Here is a 16488-nt window from a genome sequence, read left to right on the forward strand (position 1 = left end):
GTGCTATTGTAACAATGGTCGATAGAGCTAGCAGATTTACTATTTTAGCCAAGTCTATAGATAGAACAGCTAATTCAATCAATAGAATATTGTACAAAGTATCTAATGGTCATAAAATATTAACAGCTACATTTGATAATGGTAAAGAGTTTGCTAAACATAAGAAGCTAACTAGCAAGACTGGCATCAAAGTATTCTTTGCTGATCCATACAGTCCTTGGCAAAGAGGTATTAATGAAAACATGAATAGGTATATCAGACAATTTATATCTAAAGGTACTAACTTTAACAATATATCTCATCAATACATTAGAAAGTTACAGATAGACTTGAATAATAGACCTAAGAAATGTTTAAATTACTTGACACCTAATGAAGTACATTTTGGTATCTCTATAAACATTGAGAATACAATCTAGCTATAAAAGATCTTAAATCTACTTTATACTAAAGTATTTTAACTTAGAATTGATATTCTATATAGGCTATTTTAATTAATTATGTAACTATTGCTAAACTATGTATGATACGAATATTTTGAATATTACTGATACCATATATCAAGTCTTTCTTTTAACTTATCTAAGCCCATTTTACTTAGTGAAGAAAATAACTGATATGAAATTTTATCTGTACGGATAAAAGTTTTTAAGAAACTTTCTATCATTTTATTTGCTTGCGCTCTTTCTTTGTTGTTAAGCTTATCTGCTTTTGTTAAAAGAATATGTAAATTTAAATCAAAAGATATTGCCATTTCAATCATCAAAGAATCAAACTCTTTTAATTCATGTCGAGAATCTACTAAAAGCACAATTCCTTCCAGACATTTACGAGATGTCAAATAGTTCTCCATTTCACTTTGCCACTGTTTTTTAATAGCTTCAGAAACTTTTGCATAACCATAACCAGGTAAATCAACCAATCTCTTATTGTCCCCTAAGTCAAATAGGTTAATTAATTGAGTTCTACCAGGAGTCTTACTTACTCTAGCAAGACCTTTTTGGTCTGTAAGAGTATTAAGCGCACTCGATTTACCCGCATTTGAGCGTCCGGCGAAAGCAACTTCTACTCCTGTATCTTCGGAAAGTTGAGAAACTTTTGCTGCGCCCATTATATATTTTGCTTTAGTGTAATTCATAATTTGTACTCTAATTTTATTTTTTCGAAAAGTCCGTGACAAGCTGTGTCTATCATCAAAAAAACCTTTTCAAAATTACTTTCATAATATGGATCTGGAACATCAGTTAGTTCGATCGTAGGAGCATACTGTAACATCCTTGATACTTTTGAAAAGTTTGCCTTTGGAAACATTTCTCTCATAGTATCAATATTTTCTTGATCCATCGCAACAATATAATCATACTCTACAAAATCAGGCTCTTCTAATTGCTGAGAAACTTGATCTGAAAGATCACAATCATATTTTTTAGCCATTTCTACAGAACGTAAATCAGCCCCATGCCCCTCATGTCCCCACATACGTGAACTTGTACCACAAGATGCAACATGGATATAATTTTCTAAGCCATTTTGTTTGACAATATCTCTAAAAACTCCATGAGCTGTTGGTGATCTACAAATATTACCTTTGCACACAAAAAGCACTTTCACTTTAGTCATTTTTATTTTGCTTCCTTCATATCTTCAGCAAGCTTACTATCTGGCTCTAATTTAAAACCTTGGAAAAACTTACTATCTGGTTTTAGCATAAATACAACTTCATTTTTACCATTAAAGCTTTCTTTATAAGAGTTCATACTCTTTAAGAATTTATATAATGGAACAGATTTTGAGTAAGCTTCTGTGAAAATTTTAGCAGCTTTTGCATCAGCCTCTGCTCTTATAATCTTAGATTCTTTCTCAGCTTCCGCCATTGTTACAGTAACTTTAGCATCTGCTGCTGCATTAATTTTTTCAGCTAACTGTTTACCTTCTGCTCTAATTGAGGCAGCAACTTTCTGACGTGAAGATCTCATTCTTTGATAGATAGAATCTGTAACAGTATCTGGTAGATCAATCTGCTTAACTCTTACATCTATGACATCAACACCGATTTGTTTAGCTTGCTTTTGGACACTATTTGTCAAAGCAATCATTAATTTATCACGATTATTATTAATCAAGCTTTGAATATCATTATTACCAACCTCAGCTCTTAAAGAAGATTCTAAGAATTGTTTCAATAGAGTTTCCGCTCGTTCTACACTTCCACTTGTACTCGTATAGAATGTTGAAATATTGTTATTACTTATCTTCCACACCACATACGCGTTAATCAAAACATCTTTTTGCTCTTTAGTCACCACACGAGCTGAATCTGCTTCTAATACTCTATTACGCATATCATAAGTTTTAACTGTATCAACAAATGGAATCTTAACATGTAAGCCAGGCTCATACTCAACTGCTTTACCATTTTTATCTTTTACTAGCTCACCTAGTCTTAAGATAACTGCCTCTGATCCTTGCTTAACAATAAATTTAGTACTTAACACCACAACAGATATAACTATTACAAGTACTAAGAATATTTTTAAAAATTTACTCATCTTAGTTACCTCCTTGAGCGTTTGGTAATAATGCTTGTTTTTGAGCACTATCTAAACCATAAAAAATATTTTTTGCGCCATCGCCATCTATCAAGAAGATCTTATTGTGCTGTAGTACATTAGAGATGGTATTAAAATACATTTGGTTCATAACTATATCAGGAGATTTTTTGTATATAGGCAATAACTGTTCAAACTGAGCAACTTCACCTTGTGCTTCTAAAACTACTTTTTGCTTATAAGCATTTGCTTGATCAACAATTCTTTGAGCTTTACCTTGAGCAACTGGTACAACTCTGTTAGCATAAGCTTCGGCTTCATTTTGCTCCCTTTCGCGATCTTCACGAGCTTTGATTACATCATCAAATGCACTCTTAACAGCTTCTGGAGCCTGAGCTGGCTGCATGATCACTTCACTAATATATATACCAGTATTGTAAGACTGTAACAGTGCTTCCATCTCTTTACGAACTTGTTGCGTAATCACAGCTCTATTAGTAGTCAATATCTGCTCTAGTTTATTTTCACCAACAACCTGTCTAACTGCACTTTCTAGAGCTTGTTGCAATAACTGTGTTGTATTAACACTTGCAAATAAGTATTTTTCTAAGTCTACAATACGATACTGAACTGTAAAAGAGATATGAACAATATTCTCTTCAGATGTAAGCATATCACGCTTTAACGATGTAGTTTTAAGCTCTTGGACATTCTCCTTGTATACCTTATCGATACCAATAGGATGCCAGTGTAGACCAGGCTCTACCATTTTAGAGAATTTACCCAATCTAAGTACAGCAGCTTGCTCAGCTGGTTGTACTACATAAAAACCAAAACCAACCCACGCAACTATCAGTAATGCTATAACTATAGACGCAATTTTAGCTACAGGAGGTTTTTCAAACATTGGTTTATTTTTATTAGCATTTTTTGAATAAATACTCTCATTATCATCATTATTCTTTTTTGACTTTTTGCCAAAGAACTTTTTAATCATTTCTTCTAAATCTGGTGGTCCTTGCTCAGAGTTTTTACTCCAAAACCACTTCTGTTTTAGCCTTTTTATCATAAGTAATTATTCCTATAATTTTTAATTCAAAATAACGTTAAATATTTTTTTACCATAACTATTATATATAAATTTTCCTATATTTTTTGCACTATCTACAAATAAATGCTAAATGTACAGTAAAGCTTTATTGAATAACTATCAATATAACTCTAAAATCTATATTAGATATACTTTTCTTAGGGATATGAAAATGAAAAAAATTGCAATCAATGGTACTGGTATAGCAGGTACAACTTTAGCATGGTGGTTAATAGAATATGGATTTCAGCCTACTCTTTTTGAAAAAGCTCCAGAATTCAAAACTGGTGGATATTTAGTAGATTTTTGGGGTCCAGCTTGTGAAATAATGAAAAAGATGGAACTTTTTGAGCAACTTAAAGCAAAGTCATATCAAATCAAAAACATTCACTGTTTTGATGAAAATGGTAGAAGATCTTCTAAAGTTAATATTTCTTCACTGATTACTGATAATTATGATGAATTTCTAAGTGTGAAACGCGGAGATATTGCAGAAACTATTTATAAAGCGTGTAAAGGTATAGATGTTAGATTTGGTACATCTATCGAAAAAATATATGAGAAAGATAAAGTTATAACTGCTCATCTTAGTGATGGAACTAAAGAAGACTTTGATTTAGTTATAGGTGCTGATGGCTTAAATTCTCATATACGTAGCATCACTTTTAATAAATCAGAATATCAAGAATATGACTTAGATAAATATGTCGCAGCTCTTTCTCTCAAAAGTTACGATCATTATGAGAAATATACTTATGCTCTAAGCGTTGGTGAGAAACGACAAGTAGCTAGAGTGTGTCTAGACCAAGATGAAACTTTAATCATGTTTACATTAGATGCTGACCTTGTAAAACAATTCCCAGCAACTTTAGAGCAAAAAAAAGAGTTACTACAAAAATCTTTCAGTGATTTTGGCTGGGAAACTCCCGATATTCTTAATAAGTTAGATAGTGTAGAAGAGATTTATTTTGATAAAGTCAGTCAAATACGCATGGATACTTGGCATAAAGGAAGAGTTGCTCTTGTTGGAGACTCAGCTGCTTGCCCATCTATATTAATTGGGCTTGGAAGTATATTTGCAATCGTTGAGGCTTATGTATTAGCTGGTGAACTTCATAAAGCAAAAGGTGATCATAATATCGCTTTTGATAAGTGGCAACATAGACTAAAAGATATAATAGCTAGAAAACAAAAAGTCGGGCTCACCAACTTATCTGTGGCTGCCTCAGATGAAATAGTTAAAAAATATTTATCTACTATTACGGTTAAAATATCATCAACTCCTGTTATCTCTAAATTCATTGGTGCTGGAATATTTAAGGATCCAATTGAAGTTCCTGAGTATAAATAAGATTGAAACTATTTAACAAAGAACTCTTCTAAATCTAAATCAAATTCTCTTTTAAATCTTTCAAAATCATCTTCTGAAATTTTTATTTTAAGCAGATAGTTGCCATCTTCAGAAATATCTTCAGCATCAACAGCTCCAAGCTCATACATCATAGCTCTAACTTTTGAATATTTAGGTGGTAATTCTAAAGTTTCACTAACCCATGATTTATTAAAAAATGTAGCCAACGCATGATAAAACTCTTCAATACCATCCCCAGTCTGAGCAGACAGATACACTCTGCCAACCACACTTGAGTCTGAATCATCCATAGGAACGAATCCAGCATAAGCATTCTCAATTTTATCGATTTTATTATATACACAGATCATCTCTTTATCTGCAATACCTATTTCTTTTAGAACTTTTTCTACTTGCTCAATATAACTTTTATAATCCTCATCTGCATAATCTATCACATGAACTAGAAGGTCTGACTCTATAGCTTCTTCTAAAGTTGCATGGAATGCTTCTACTAAATCATGAGGTAAGTTCTTAATAAATCCTACTGTATCTGAAAAAATAACTTCACCTAGTTTAGGTACAATTACTTTACGCAAAGTAGGATCAAGTGTTGCAAAGAGCTGATCTTTAGCTAAAACATCTGCATTTGTTATTTTGTTAAATAGCGTTGATTTGCCAGCATTGGTATAACCAACAAATGATATTGTCGGAATATTATTTTTCTTTCGTGACGATCTACTTAAATCACGATGATGTTTTACTTTTTCCAACTTCTGAGTAATTTGTTTAATTCTTTGCCTAATTAAACGTCTATCGATCTCAAGCTGTGTTTCACCTGGTCCACCACGTACACCAATACCACCCTTTTGTCTTTCTAAATGCGTCCAACCTTTGACTAGACGTGTTGACTGATAGTTTAGTTGCGCTAATTCAACTTGAAGTTTACCTTCATGAGTTTTTGCTCGAAGTGAGAATATTTCAAGAATTAGTCTCGTTCTATCCATAATCTTACACTCAAGAAATTTCTCAATATTTCTCTCTTGAGATGGGCTTAATGGATGATTAAACACAACAAGATCAGCCTCTAACTCATCACGTTTATTTTTGATCATCTCCATTTTACCCATACCACAAAAATATTTAATATCAGGTTCAGGATGATTGAAATCTAAACTTTCCAATACAACTTTATCTGCTGCTAAAACTAAACCTTCAAGCTCAGTTAAATCAGCATTTAGTTCGCGGCGATATTTAAAATTTATATTTACAAGCAAGCATTTACTACCTGCTTCATAAGATTCGAAAAATTCCATTTACATTACTCCGAATGGAATTATTAAAGAAAAAAGAATAGAGATTATTATTCGTTTATGTTTTCTTGATTTTCTTGAACTTCAAGCTCATCAGAATGAATATCATCTACATTCTCATCTTGATCATTGTTTGCATTTTGATGATACGGGTTAAAAGAGCTATAAACCATTCTTACACTCTTAGCTGGTACTATAGTAGAAATAGCATGCTTATAAACCATTTGGTTTACAGTATTTCTAAGTACGATACAGAATTGGTCAAAAGCTTCTACTTGACCTTGTAGTTTAATCCCGTTTACTAGATATACAGATACGCTAACTTTTTCTTTTCTTAAAGCGTTTAAGAACGGGTCTTGTAAAGATGATATTCTTGACATTGTCTCACTTCCTTTTAATTATTTTGTTATAGTTATTATTTTATCAAGTTTAACAATTAAACTTCGCGATATATTCTAACAATATTTATATCTATCAGCAAATTTTATTTATAGTCAAAATATTCTAGAATCTGTTGTTCTTTACTCTGGCTTTCAACCTCAACTAAATTAATCTCACCCTGCCAGTTACGAATCCATGTAAGTTGACGCTTTGCAAGTTGGCGAGTGGCTACAATTCCCTTTTTGACAAACTCCTCATAGCTAATGTCTCCATCTAAATACTCCCATGCCTGACGATAACCAACACTTCTGATGGCTGTAGTTTCTTTAGTAAGCTTAGGATTTTTACGTAAGCTTTGAACTTCATCTAGAAATCCTCGATCAAGCATCTGTTTAAATCTCAATTCAATATTATTGTGCAGAATTGACCTGTCATTAGGCACCAAAGCACATAGTTTTAATTGCTCCTCTAACCCACCAACTTTAGATGTCTTAACAAGTTCAGAATATTTTTTACCAATTATCATAATTACTTCTAAAGCACGAAATATTCTTTGCTGATCATTGGGATTAATTTTCTTAGCAAATTCTTGATCCATTTTATTTAGCTGCTGATGAAGGTATTGTAAACCTTTTGCTTTTCTTTCTAATTCTAAAGTCTGTCTTATCTCTGGTTGAGATTCAGGCAAAGATGATAAACCTTCTATCAAACCTTTGAAATAAAGCATCGTTCCACCTACGAGCAAAACCTCTTTTCCTCTACTCCAAATCTCTTTTTTAACCTTATTAACATTTGTTATAAAATCAGCAACTGAAAAACTTTCTGTTGGCTCAATTATATCTATTAAATGATGTTTAATACCGCCTTGCTCATCCAAAGTTGGCTTAGCTGTACCAATATTCATACATTTATAGACAAGTGATGAATCAACACTAATTATTTCAGCATTAATTTTATTTGCAATAGATATTGATAAAGAAGTTTTACCAGATGCTGTTGGTCCAGCAAGACCATAGATTAGTTTATTCATTTAGATATTTTTGTAATTAACTTTAACCGGAACTTCTTGCTTAACTACTTGTAAATAGAAGTTTAACTCTCCTTCCTTAGTTGCATTTAATACCTGACTAGGTAACTTAGAATTTTTACTATCAAGAGGTGCAACCTTAATAACTTTATATATGTATATATCACCATTATCTGCTTGATAGTTATGATACTGATTATTAGTATTAAACATTACATAATCATTAAATTCTTTATTAAATGACTTCGAGTTACTATCAATAGTTGCTTGTTTGAAACTGATACTTACTTTTTTATCACTAACCAAGTCATCAAGTAATTTTTGCGATTTTTCTATAGCTAATTGTTGGGATTTTTGTGCAACAAAAGCTTTAGATACTTTATCTTTAACATTTGCTAGTTTTTGTTGACTTGCTTGCTGAGATTTATCTACTTGATATACTAGAAGCTCATCGGCAGCTACTGGAATACTTCCATACTTATCAGTATTTGCAAAAAACTGAGCATTAGTAAGCGCAGATATTGTTGATTCATCATTATTTACAATACTAGCTGTTTTAGCCTTACCTAAAGTCTTTTCTAATTCGGTAAATTTCACACTGTCAATATTTTGAGTATAGTTATTAAACTGCTCTAAAGCTCTTCTATTTTGAATTATTTTTTGAATCGATGCTTTGGTATTATCATCAAAATCTTTAAATAATTCTCTGTGAGTTTCATAATACTCTTGTAACTCATCATTGTTGATATTATTTTTACTTATAAAGTCTTCTTTATTAATTATGAAATAACTAATATTTTTCTGAGCCGGATTTATATAATCATTTTTATGAGCATTATAATAACTTTCTAAATCTTGCTGACTAGGCTTAACCTGGGATTGAAAATCTACTGGAGATATTTTTAAATATTCTATTTTCTTATTAACCAAATAAATACTTGCTAATTGTTTCTTCTCATAGTCAGTTGTGATTACTGTATCAGCTATAACTTTAGGAATCATTGTTGCTTGAATATTTTGACTTAGAATCTGTTCTAGTCTATTCATTCCTCCAATATATTCAACAACCTGCTTTAGTTTGTCTGCAGAAAATTTACCATCTTTATCAAAGAACATTGGATTTGTAAATATAGCGGATTGTAAAACCAACTTAGACACAACAATATTATGGCGTTGTGCATCTGCAAGAATCAAATATTGATTTATCATCTGATCTAAAACGGCTCTCTTTTGTGATTCGGTTGTAGCATTTTGAGCATACTGCTGAAACTGTTGCAGACCTATCTCATTATCGCCTACTTTAGCTACATAAGATCTAATTGAGCCAATATTTGTGAAAAAAAATGTCATACCAGATATGATAAATATAAAACTTATAGAAATAATGATAATCCATGTAAATGGACCTTTGAGCCTATCATTGAAAGACTGTAACATTTTATCAACCTTAAATAATTACTGCTTTATTAAACTATAGATATTATAGATAAAAAAAAGGCATACCGTTAAGCATGCCTTTCAAAAAATCACTTTTTTTGCAATTTTTTATTATTTTACAGCGTCTTTAAGACCTTTACCTCCTTTAAAGCTTGGAACTTTAGAAGCTGCGATCTTAATCGTCTCACCTGTTTTAGGATTTCTACCTTCTCTAGCACTTCTTTCTTTTACTTGAAAAGTTCCAAAACCTACTAGAGTAACGCTATCACCGTTTTTTAAAGCTTTAGTTACAGCAGCAATAGTAGCATCTAGAGTGTTGCTCGCAACTTCTTTAGTAACATCTGCTTCTTTAGCTATAGCACTTACTAATTCACTCTTATTCATGTCTTAAACTCCTTTATTTATACATAATCGACAAGTGTCATATAAGTTTATAACACTAAAAATGTAGTGTTTCAATACTTTAGTATCAAAAAACTCTCTCTAAAACCTCTTTTATGCTGTTTACAGGTGTTATTTCGAGTTTTTCGAGTATTTCTTTATCTACATCAGCTAAATTTTTTACATTCTGTTTAGGAATCAAAACTTCTTTAATTCCACCTCTTAATGCAGCTAAAAGCTTCTCTTTAAGACCTCCTATTGCTAAGACATCTCCACGTAGAGTAACCTCTCCAGTCATAGCAATATCATTTCTAACCGGCTTGTTTGTATATACAGAGACCAAAGCTGTAGTCATTGCTATACCAGCACTTGGACCATCCTTTGGTGTAGCACCTTCAGGAACGTGTATGTGTATATCTTTTTTCTCATAGAAATCATCTTCTAACTTATAGTCTTTTGATATCGAGCGTACAACACTAAAAGCAGCATCAATGGATTCTTTCATTACATCACCAAGACTACCAGTATATTTGACTTTTCCTTTGCCAGGCATTGCCAGAGCTTCTATAGTTAATAGCTCCCCACCAACAGATGTCCATGCTAAACCTGTGACTTGACCAACCTTAGGTTTAGCATTTTTGATACCATAATCAAACTGATGTACACCAAGATAATCCTCAAGATTTTTCTGAGTAATCGAGACTTTACCATGCTCAGGATCTTTAAGAAGATTTTTAACAGCCTTACGACACACGCCGTCTATTTTTTGCTGTAAATTTCTTACACCAGCTTCTCTTGTATAGTATCGAATAATATCAAGCGTTGCTTTAGGTGTAAAATTAATCTCATTTTTTGTTAAGCCATTATTTTCTAATGCTTTTGGTACTAGATATTGTTTAGCAATCGCTTGCTTTTCAATTTCCGTGTAGCCTGATAAATGGATAATTTCTAATCTATCGCGTAATGCAGGATCTATATCAAGTGAGTTTGCTGTAGCAACAAACATTACTTTAGATAAATCATAATCAATTTCTAAATAGTGATCATTAAATGTACTATTTTGCTCTGGATCAAGTACTTCTAATAGTGCTGCAGATGGATCTCCTCTAAAATCTGAAGAAATTTTATCTATCTCATCAAGTAAGAAAAGAGGATTCTCAGTTTTGGATTTGATTATCTTTTGGATAATTTGACCAGGCATAGAGCCGATATATGTACGACGATGACCTCTAATCTCTGATTCATCACGTACACCACCTAAAGCCATACGCACATACTCACGCCCTGTTGCTCTAGCAATAGACTGCCCGATAGACGTCTTACCAACTCCCGGAGGTCCTACTAAACAAAGAATAGGAGCTTTTGCATTTGTATCTCTTTTGATCTGAACAGCTAGATGCTCAAGAATCCTTTCTTTAACTTTCTTGATACCATGATGATCTTTCTCTAGAACTTTTTCAGCTAAATTAATATCTTTTTTAACCTTAGCTCTTTTACCCCATGGTAACGAAAGTATAGTCTCAATATAGTTTCTAGATACAGCAGATTCAGATGAAGAAGGAGGCATTGATTTAAGCTTCTTAAGCTCTTTTAAGCACTTCTCTTTAGCTTCTTTTAACATCTTAGTAGCTTCTATTCTACTCTTAAGCGCTGTTACTTCTGACTCTTCATCAGCTTCGCCAAGTTCTTTATAAATAGCTTTTACTTGTTCATTTAGATAATATTCACGTTGATTTTTATCTACTTGAGACTTAACTCTATCTTTAATCTTAGCCTCTAATTCAAGAATTTCTAACTCTTCATACAAACAAGATAAAAGTAATAGAGCTTTATTTTTGATATCTGTAGCTTCTAGAATCTTTTGTTTTTTAGCAATCTCAGTATTTAGAATAGTTGAGATCTCGTATATAAACTTATGAGGCTCTTCTGTATTTCTAAGCGTAGCTAAAGACTCTTTTGATACTTTGTCACTGATATCAACAAATTTTTTAAGTGAATCAGTTATTGATAACAAAATCGCTTTTAGCTCTTTATCAATCTGACTTGGATCATAATTATCATCAATATGAAGACTATCTAAATTTGCATAGATACAGCCATCAATACTTTCATACTTAGCTACTAATCTCTTAGCTATACCTTCAACTATGATTTTCAAACTACCATCAGGAAGTTTCATAATTTGAACAACTTTAGCTAAAGTACCAATATCATAGATATTATCTACAACATCACCAGAGCTAGAACCATTCTTTTGCGTAGCTAATAAAATATAATTATTATAACTATTAGATGCCTGCTTGACAGCTTCTATGGACTTCTTACGACCTACATTTAGAGGCAAAGTCATCGAAGGATATATAACCACATCTCTTAATGGAATAACAGGAACGACATTTAGGACTTCTGACATAAACTTACATTCTCCTGTAGATTTTTTAGATTATCTCTTTTAATTGTTTTTGCTGTTGTGCTTTTGTCACAAGAATTGGCTCTTCTTGCTCTAATATGACTTTATCATTGATGATTACTTTATCAATATCATCCGATGATGGTACATGGAACATCACTTCAAGAAGCACATTTTCAAGAATTGTTCTTAAACCTCTAGCACCTATCTTTTTAGCGATTGCTTTTTTAGCTATCTGAATAAGAGATTCATCACTAAATTCAATAGCTACATCATCAAACTTAAACAGTTTCACATATTGTTTGATTAAAGCATTTTTAGGTTCTGTAAGAATTTTGACCAAATCTTCTTCTTTAAGCTCATTAAGAATTGTAACAATCGGCAAACGTCCAATAAGTTCAGGAATAAGACCAAATCTAGTCAAATCCTCGCTCTCCACTTTCTGTATTAATTTTTCAGTATCTAAGCTATTTTTTTGCTGGATAACACCAGCATTAAATCCAATACTAACTTTATCCATTCTATGTTTAACAACTTTTTCGATACCAGCAAAAGCCCCACCACAAATAAATAATATATCTGAAGTATCAACCTGAATCATATCTTGATTAGGATGTTTTCTACCACCTTTAGGAGGCACAGATGACACTGTACCTTCTATAAGCTTTAGAAGTGCTTGTTGAACACCCTCACCTGATACATCACGAGTTATCGATGCACTTTCGGACTTACGTGCGATCTTATCTATCTCATCAATATAGATAATACCTTTTTGAGCTTTAGCAACATCAAAATCAGCATTTTGTAATAAGCGAACAATGATATTCTCAACATCATCACCAACATAACCAGCTTCTGTAAGAGTAGTCGCATCTGCTATAGCAAAAGGAACATTCAAAAGCTTTGCTAATGTTTGAGCAAATAATGTTTTACCAGAACCTGTAGGACCTATTAACAATACATTACTTTTCTTAAGTTCTGTATCATCATCCTTTGTAGTATTTGAAGTAATTCTTTTGTAGTGATTATATACAGCGACTGATAATACTTTCTTAGCATTATCTTGACCAATAATATAATCATCTAGATATTTTTTGATTTCAATTGGCTTAGGTAACTTCTCAAATGATACATCTTCTGCAGAAGTTCCTGTCGCATTATGGATTTTATCTGCACATTTACTGACACATTCATTACAGATATTGCCATCACGGCCTGCGATAATATTTTTGACTTCTTGTCGTGATTTACCACAAAAAGAACAGTATAGAACTTTAGCCATCTTATTAAATTAGACTTCCTTTAATTATTTAATAATTGCTTCACGAGACTCAATCACATGATCGATAAGACCATATTCTTTTGCTTCATCAGCCATCATAAAATTATCTCTATCAGTATCTCTGACTATAGTTTCTAAATCCTGCCCAGTATGATGAGCTAGAACTTTATTTAATCTATCTTTGATACGCAGAATATTTTTTGCATGAATTTCTATATCAGAAGCTTGACCTCTGAAACCACCTAGTGGCTGGTGAATCATGATTTGTGAACTTGGTAAGCTATATCTTTTACCTTTTGCACCACCTGCTAATAGTAATGATCCCATACTAGCAGCCAAACCGATACAAATAGTATTCACATCAGGTTTGATAAACTGCATAGTATCATACACACCCATACCAGCTGTAACCATACCACCTGGAGAATTGATATAGAAATATATATCTTTGTCAGGATCCTCTGACTCCAAAAAAAGTAGCTGTGCAATCACTAAGTTAGCTGAATGATCATTTACCTCACCATTTAAAAAAACTATGCGCTCTTTTAATAGTCTTGAATAAATATCAAAAGCTCTCTCACCACCAGCTGTTTTTTCGATGACAGTAGGAACTAAGTTGTTAGTTATCATTTATAACCTCTCTTTATAAGCTAGTTTAGAAACCAGCTTGTTGAGCTTGCATATTTTCTTTAATAACTTCGAAGAAATCTTCTTGCTTTTCAGTTACTTGAGCTTGAGATAGTACCCAATCAGTTAGCTTATTTTCAATTACTAAGCCTTTAAGATTTGAAATTTCTCTATCATTCTTTTTGATTTGCTCTTTAGTTTTTTCTGGTTCTTCATAAGCTTGAACTAACTCATCTAATAAGCTCTCAACTTCTGCATCTTCAGCTTGGAATTTTTGAGACTCTATAATACTGTCAAGTATTAGACTAGTCTCAACTTTTTGCTTAGCATTAGCTTCAAATAAATTATCTGGTAATTGGTTAACATCAAAGTTTTGACCGCCACCCATTTGTTTAACTAAATTTTGTTTAGCTGCATCAATTTCTCTTTTGATTAGAGCTTTTGGAGTCTCAAACTCAGCGATTTCTCTTAAACCTTTGAAGACTTGATCTTTTACTTTTCTTTGTAAGATGAACTTAAGCTCACGTTGCATATTTTCTTTGATTTCATCTTCAAAAGTACCTACGCCACCTTTAACACCAAACTTCTTAACAAACTCATCCTCAACTTCTGGTAATTGAGCTTCTTGAATCTTCTTAACAGTGATATCAAAAGTAGCTTCTTTGCCAGCTAGATCTTTGTTTTGGTACTCTTCTGGGAAAGTAACTGTGATAGTTCTTTGCTCATCTTTGTTCATACCGATGATACCATCTTCAAAACCAGGGATCATTTGACCAGAACCAATTACTAATTCTTGATCATTTGCAGAACCGCCTTCGAACACTTCGCCATCTCTCTTACCAACAAAATCAATCACTACTTTATCATCTTTTTGCACAGCTCTTTCTACTTCTGAGAATGTAGCTAACTGTTTTCTAAGATTTTCAATCATTTGCTTAACTTCTTTGTTAGTTAGCTCAACAACAGGCTTTTGGACTTCAATTTTTTCAAAACCAGTAACTTCAAATTCTGGGAAAAGCTCAAGATTAGCAACAAACTTAAGAGGCTCACCTTTTTTATTTTCTTTTAACTCTACTTCGATACCAGCAACAGCTAATTTCTCATCTTGAATAGCTTTTGAGTATTTTTGAGGAATCAAGTCAGAGATTACTTCCATACGGATTTGCTCACCATACTTCTTCTCAACCATACCAGCAGGTACTTTACCAGGTCTGAAACCATCCATCTTGATAGTTTTTGCTGTTTTGTTAATTTCTTTTGTAACGATACTATCAACCTCATTAGCTGGTACTTCGATCAATAGTGAACAATTGATACCTTCTTTCTTCTCTACAGCAACTTGCATTATTAAGTTTTCCTTTTATTTTATTTTATTTTATTTAACGATTTTCTAGTAGCAAATTTTAACTATCATCTATTAGATTGTCTATATGTTTATTATTAAATATATGACAAGCCAAAGCATTTGTTGTAAAATCTAGCTATTTTCTACAAATTTAAGCGACTTATGGTAACTGTAATTATAAGTATCTGTTTATTAATATCACCTTTTATAATAGCTTTTTTACACTCTAGCATTATATATGGTAAACATCATGCAAATATCTATGCTAACTACTTTATTGTTTTCAATATAAGTCTATATGCTTGTATCAACAGTTTTACATATTTAGTAGATGGGGATAGTATTAGTAAATTTCAAGGATGGATTTATACTCCTACTGTTTTTCAGATAGGAGTCTTTGAATTAGCTATCTTTTTATTCTCAATTTTAGCACTATTTAAAAATAGAGAATTCAAAGCAGCTTGTTTAATATTCTTTGCTATTTATACATTATTAGATGCTCTTACGCTATTTAGTGGTCAGATTTATAGCCAATACGTTGAGGCTGTGTTCTTTATTAATATTATAACAGCTTTAATAGCCTATATTTTGTATAAAACATTAAATAGAAAAATAATATCTCTATAAAATACTCTCAATCTCGTTTATTAGATTATCTATCTCAGCACAGTATTTTGCTTGATTTATAACTACCCCGACCGGCTTCGCAGCCCACCCCTTCGATACTCGAAGGGGAATAACCCAAATTTTAGAAAACCAATTCCCCTTCAAAATATTGAAGGGGTGGCAGTCGCTAGACTGACGGGGTAGTATTTTATTGTAGGGGCAGATTATATATCTGGCATTGTACAATTATATTTCATATTTTTAAACTAGGGTCGAAATAGATTCGACCCCTACAGTTTTTTATTTTTCTAACTGACTCACTAAATAATCAAAATATTCTATAGATTCTTCGATCACTTCAAACTCAACTGCTTTTTCAATTTTTGCATTTGAATTTTCAGATTTAATAATAGCTTTCATTTCTTCTTTTTTTGATAACTCAATTAAAACTTTTTCTTTAAAAAGCGATACAGGTTTACACCCAACTTTCATTTCTCTTAGATTAACAGATAGCGAATTTTCTTTAAATTCTTTGAGTTTATAAAAAGCATCTTTATTAAAAGCTAGATTGTATTCTGAAAGTTTTAAATAGTTGAAAGAGAGTTCCAAATATAGTTTATTAGGTTTTGACGAAACTAAAATAAACGATAAGGAACTAAAAAATGCCAAAGCACTTAACTCTTTCAAAT

17 protein-coding genes are annotated in these 16488 nt (G+C 32.1%); 3 read left to right on the top strand and 14 right to left on the bottom strand.

Annotation, left to right across the window (positions count from 1 at the left end; genetic code table 11):
- Window positions 1-419, top strand: a 419-nt coding sequence (locus tag F8C69_RS03915) for an IS30 family transposase (protein WP_159184251.1), incomplete at its 5' end; no start/stop codon positions are given.
- 125 nt (window positions 420-544) lie between these two features.
- Here the strand turns inward: F8C69_RS03915 and yihA are convergent.
- The 4 genes from yihA to hflK are packed head-to-tail and all read right to left on the bottom strand — an operon-like array spanning window position 545 to window position 3618.
- Window positions 545-1138 carry a ribosome biogenesis GTP-binding protein YihA/YsxC gene (yihA, locus tag F8C69_RS03920; protein WP_159184279.1) on the bottom strand — a complete coding sequence of 198 codons (594 nt, stop codon included), beginning with the start codon at window positions 1136-1138 and terminating at the stop codon, window positions 545-547.
- Window positions 1135-1620: a low molecular weight protein-tyrosine-phosphatase gene (locus F8C69_RS03925; protein WP_159184280.1), complete on the bottom strand. Its 486-nt coding sequence runs from the start codon at window positions 1618-1620 to the stop codon at window positions 1135-1137. Before F8C69_RS03925 ends, yihA begins: the two co-directional genes overlap by 4 nt.
- A gap of 2 nt (window positions 1621-1622) precedes the next feature.
- Complete coding sequence (gene hflC, locus F8C69_RS03930) at window positions 1623-2549, bottom strand: protease modulator HflC (protein WP_159184281.1); 927 nt, start codon at window positions 2547-2549, stop codon at window positions 1623-1625.
- A 1-nt stretch (window position 2550) separates the two neighbouring features.
- Window positions 2551-3618, bottom strand: coding sequence for an FtsH protease activity modulator HflK (gene hflK / locus F8C69_RS03935; RefSeq protein WP_159184282.1), 1068 nt, complete (start codon window positions 3616-3618; stop codon window positions 2551-2553).
- 193 nt (window positions 3619-3811) lie between these two features.
- On the opposite strand from hflK, the gene F8C69_RS03940 reads away from it, so the two are divergent.
- Window positions 3812-4990: an FAD-binding domain gene (locus tag F8C69_RS03940; protein ID WP_159184283.1), complete on the top strand. Its 1179-nt coding sequence runs from the start codon at window positions 3812-3814 to the stop codon at window positions 4988-4990.
- A gap of 8 nt (window positions 4991-4998) precedes the next feature.
- Here the strand turns inward: F8C69_RS03940 and hflX are convergent, their stop codons facing one another.
- From hflX to tig, 9 genes are all read right to left on the bottom strand, one after another.
- Complete coding sequence (gene hflX / locus F8C69_RS03945; protein ID WP_159184284.1) at window positions 4999-6306, bottom strand: ribosome rescue GTPase HflX; 1308 nt, start codon at window positions 6304-6306, stop codon at window positions 4999-5001.
- Window positions 6307-6353: 47 nt separating this feature from the next.
- A complete protein-coding gene (hfq, locus tag F8C69_RS03950) occupies window positions 6354-6683 on the bottom strand; it encodes an RNA chaperone Hfq (protein ID WP_159184285.1) in 330 nt (109 codons plus the stop codon).
- A 104-nt stretch (window positions 6684-6787) separates the two neighbouring features.
- On the bottom strand, window positions 6788-7714 hold the full coding sequence (gene miaA / locus F8C69_RS03955) for a tRNA (adenosine(37)-N6)-dimethylallyltransferase MiaA (RefSeq protein ID WP_159184286.1): 927 nt from the start codon (window positions 7712-7714) through the stop codon (window positions 6788-6790).
- A complete protein-coding gene (locus tag F8C69_RS03960) occupies window positions 7715-9148 on the bottom strand; it encodes a peptidylprolyl isomerase (RefSeq protein ID WP_159184287.1) in 1434 nt (477 codons plus the stop codon).
- Window positions 9149-9259: 111 nt separating this feature from the next.
- Window positions 9260-9532 carry an HU family DNA-binding protein gene (locus F8C69_RS03965; protein ID WP_159184288.1) on the bottom strand — a complete coding sequence of 91 codons (273 nt, stop codon included), beginning with the start codon at window positions 9530-9532 and terminating at the stop codon, window positions 9260-9262.
- An 85-nt stretch (window positions 9533-9617) separates the two neighbouring features.
- A complete protein-coding gene (gene lon, locus F8C69_RS03970) occupies window positions 9618-11942 on the bottom strand; it encodes an endopeptidase La (RefSeq protein WP_159184289.1) in 2325 nt (774 codons plus the stop codon).
- A gap of 25 nt (window positions 11943-11967) precedes the next feature.
- The gene (gene clpX, locus F8C69_RS03975; RefSeq protein ID WP_159184290.1) at window positions 11968-13221 is read right to left on the bottom strand and encodes an ATP-dependent Clp protease ATP-binding subunit ClpX; all 1254 of its coding nucleotides are present in this window, start codon (window positions 13219-13221) and stop codon (window positions 11968-11970) included.
- A gap of 24 nt (window positions 13222-13245) precedes the next feature.
- Window positions 13246-13851 (bottom strand): ATP-dependent Clp endopeptidase proteolytic subunit ClpP, encoded by a 606-nt coding sequence (clpP, locus tag F8C69_RS03980; protein ID WP_004287550.1) that lies wholly within the window; start codon window positions 13849-13851, stop codon window positions 13246-13248.
- A gap of 25 nt (window positions 13852-13876) precedes the next feature.
- Complete coding sequence (tig, locus tag F8C69_RS03985) at window positions 13877-15193, bottom strand: trigger factor (RefSeq protein WP_159184291.1); 1317 nt, start codon at window positions 15191-15193, stop codon at window positions 13877-13879.
- A 162-nt stretch (window positions 15194-15355) separates the two neighbouring features.
- Here tig and F8C69_RS03990 point away from each other — a divergent pair, with 162 nt between their 5' ends.
- The gene (locus tag F8C69_RS03990; protein ID WP_159184292.1) at window positions 15356-15820 is read left to right on the top strand and encodes a DUF6790 family protein; all 465 of its coding nucleotides are present in this window, start codon (window positions 15356-15358) and stop codon (window positions 15818-15820) included.
- 279 nt (window positions 15821-16099) lie between these two features.
- Here F8C69_RS03990 and F8C69_RS11185 read toward each other — a convergent pair whose 3' ends face one another.
- Window positions 16100-16291: a hypothetical protein gene (locus tag F8C69_RS11185; RefSeq protein ID WP_159184293.1), complete on the bottom strand. Its 192-nt coding sequence runs from the start codon at window positions 16289-16291 to the stop codon at window positions 16100-16102.
- Window positions 16292-16488: the final 197 nt, after the last annotated feature.

This window comes from Francisella noatunensis subsp. noatunensis, assembly GCF_009823375.1.
Taxonomy (GTDB): domain Bacteria; phylum Pseudomonadota; class Gammaproteobacteria; order Francisellales; family Francisellaceae; genus Francisella; species Francisella noatunensis.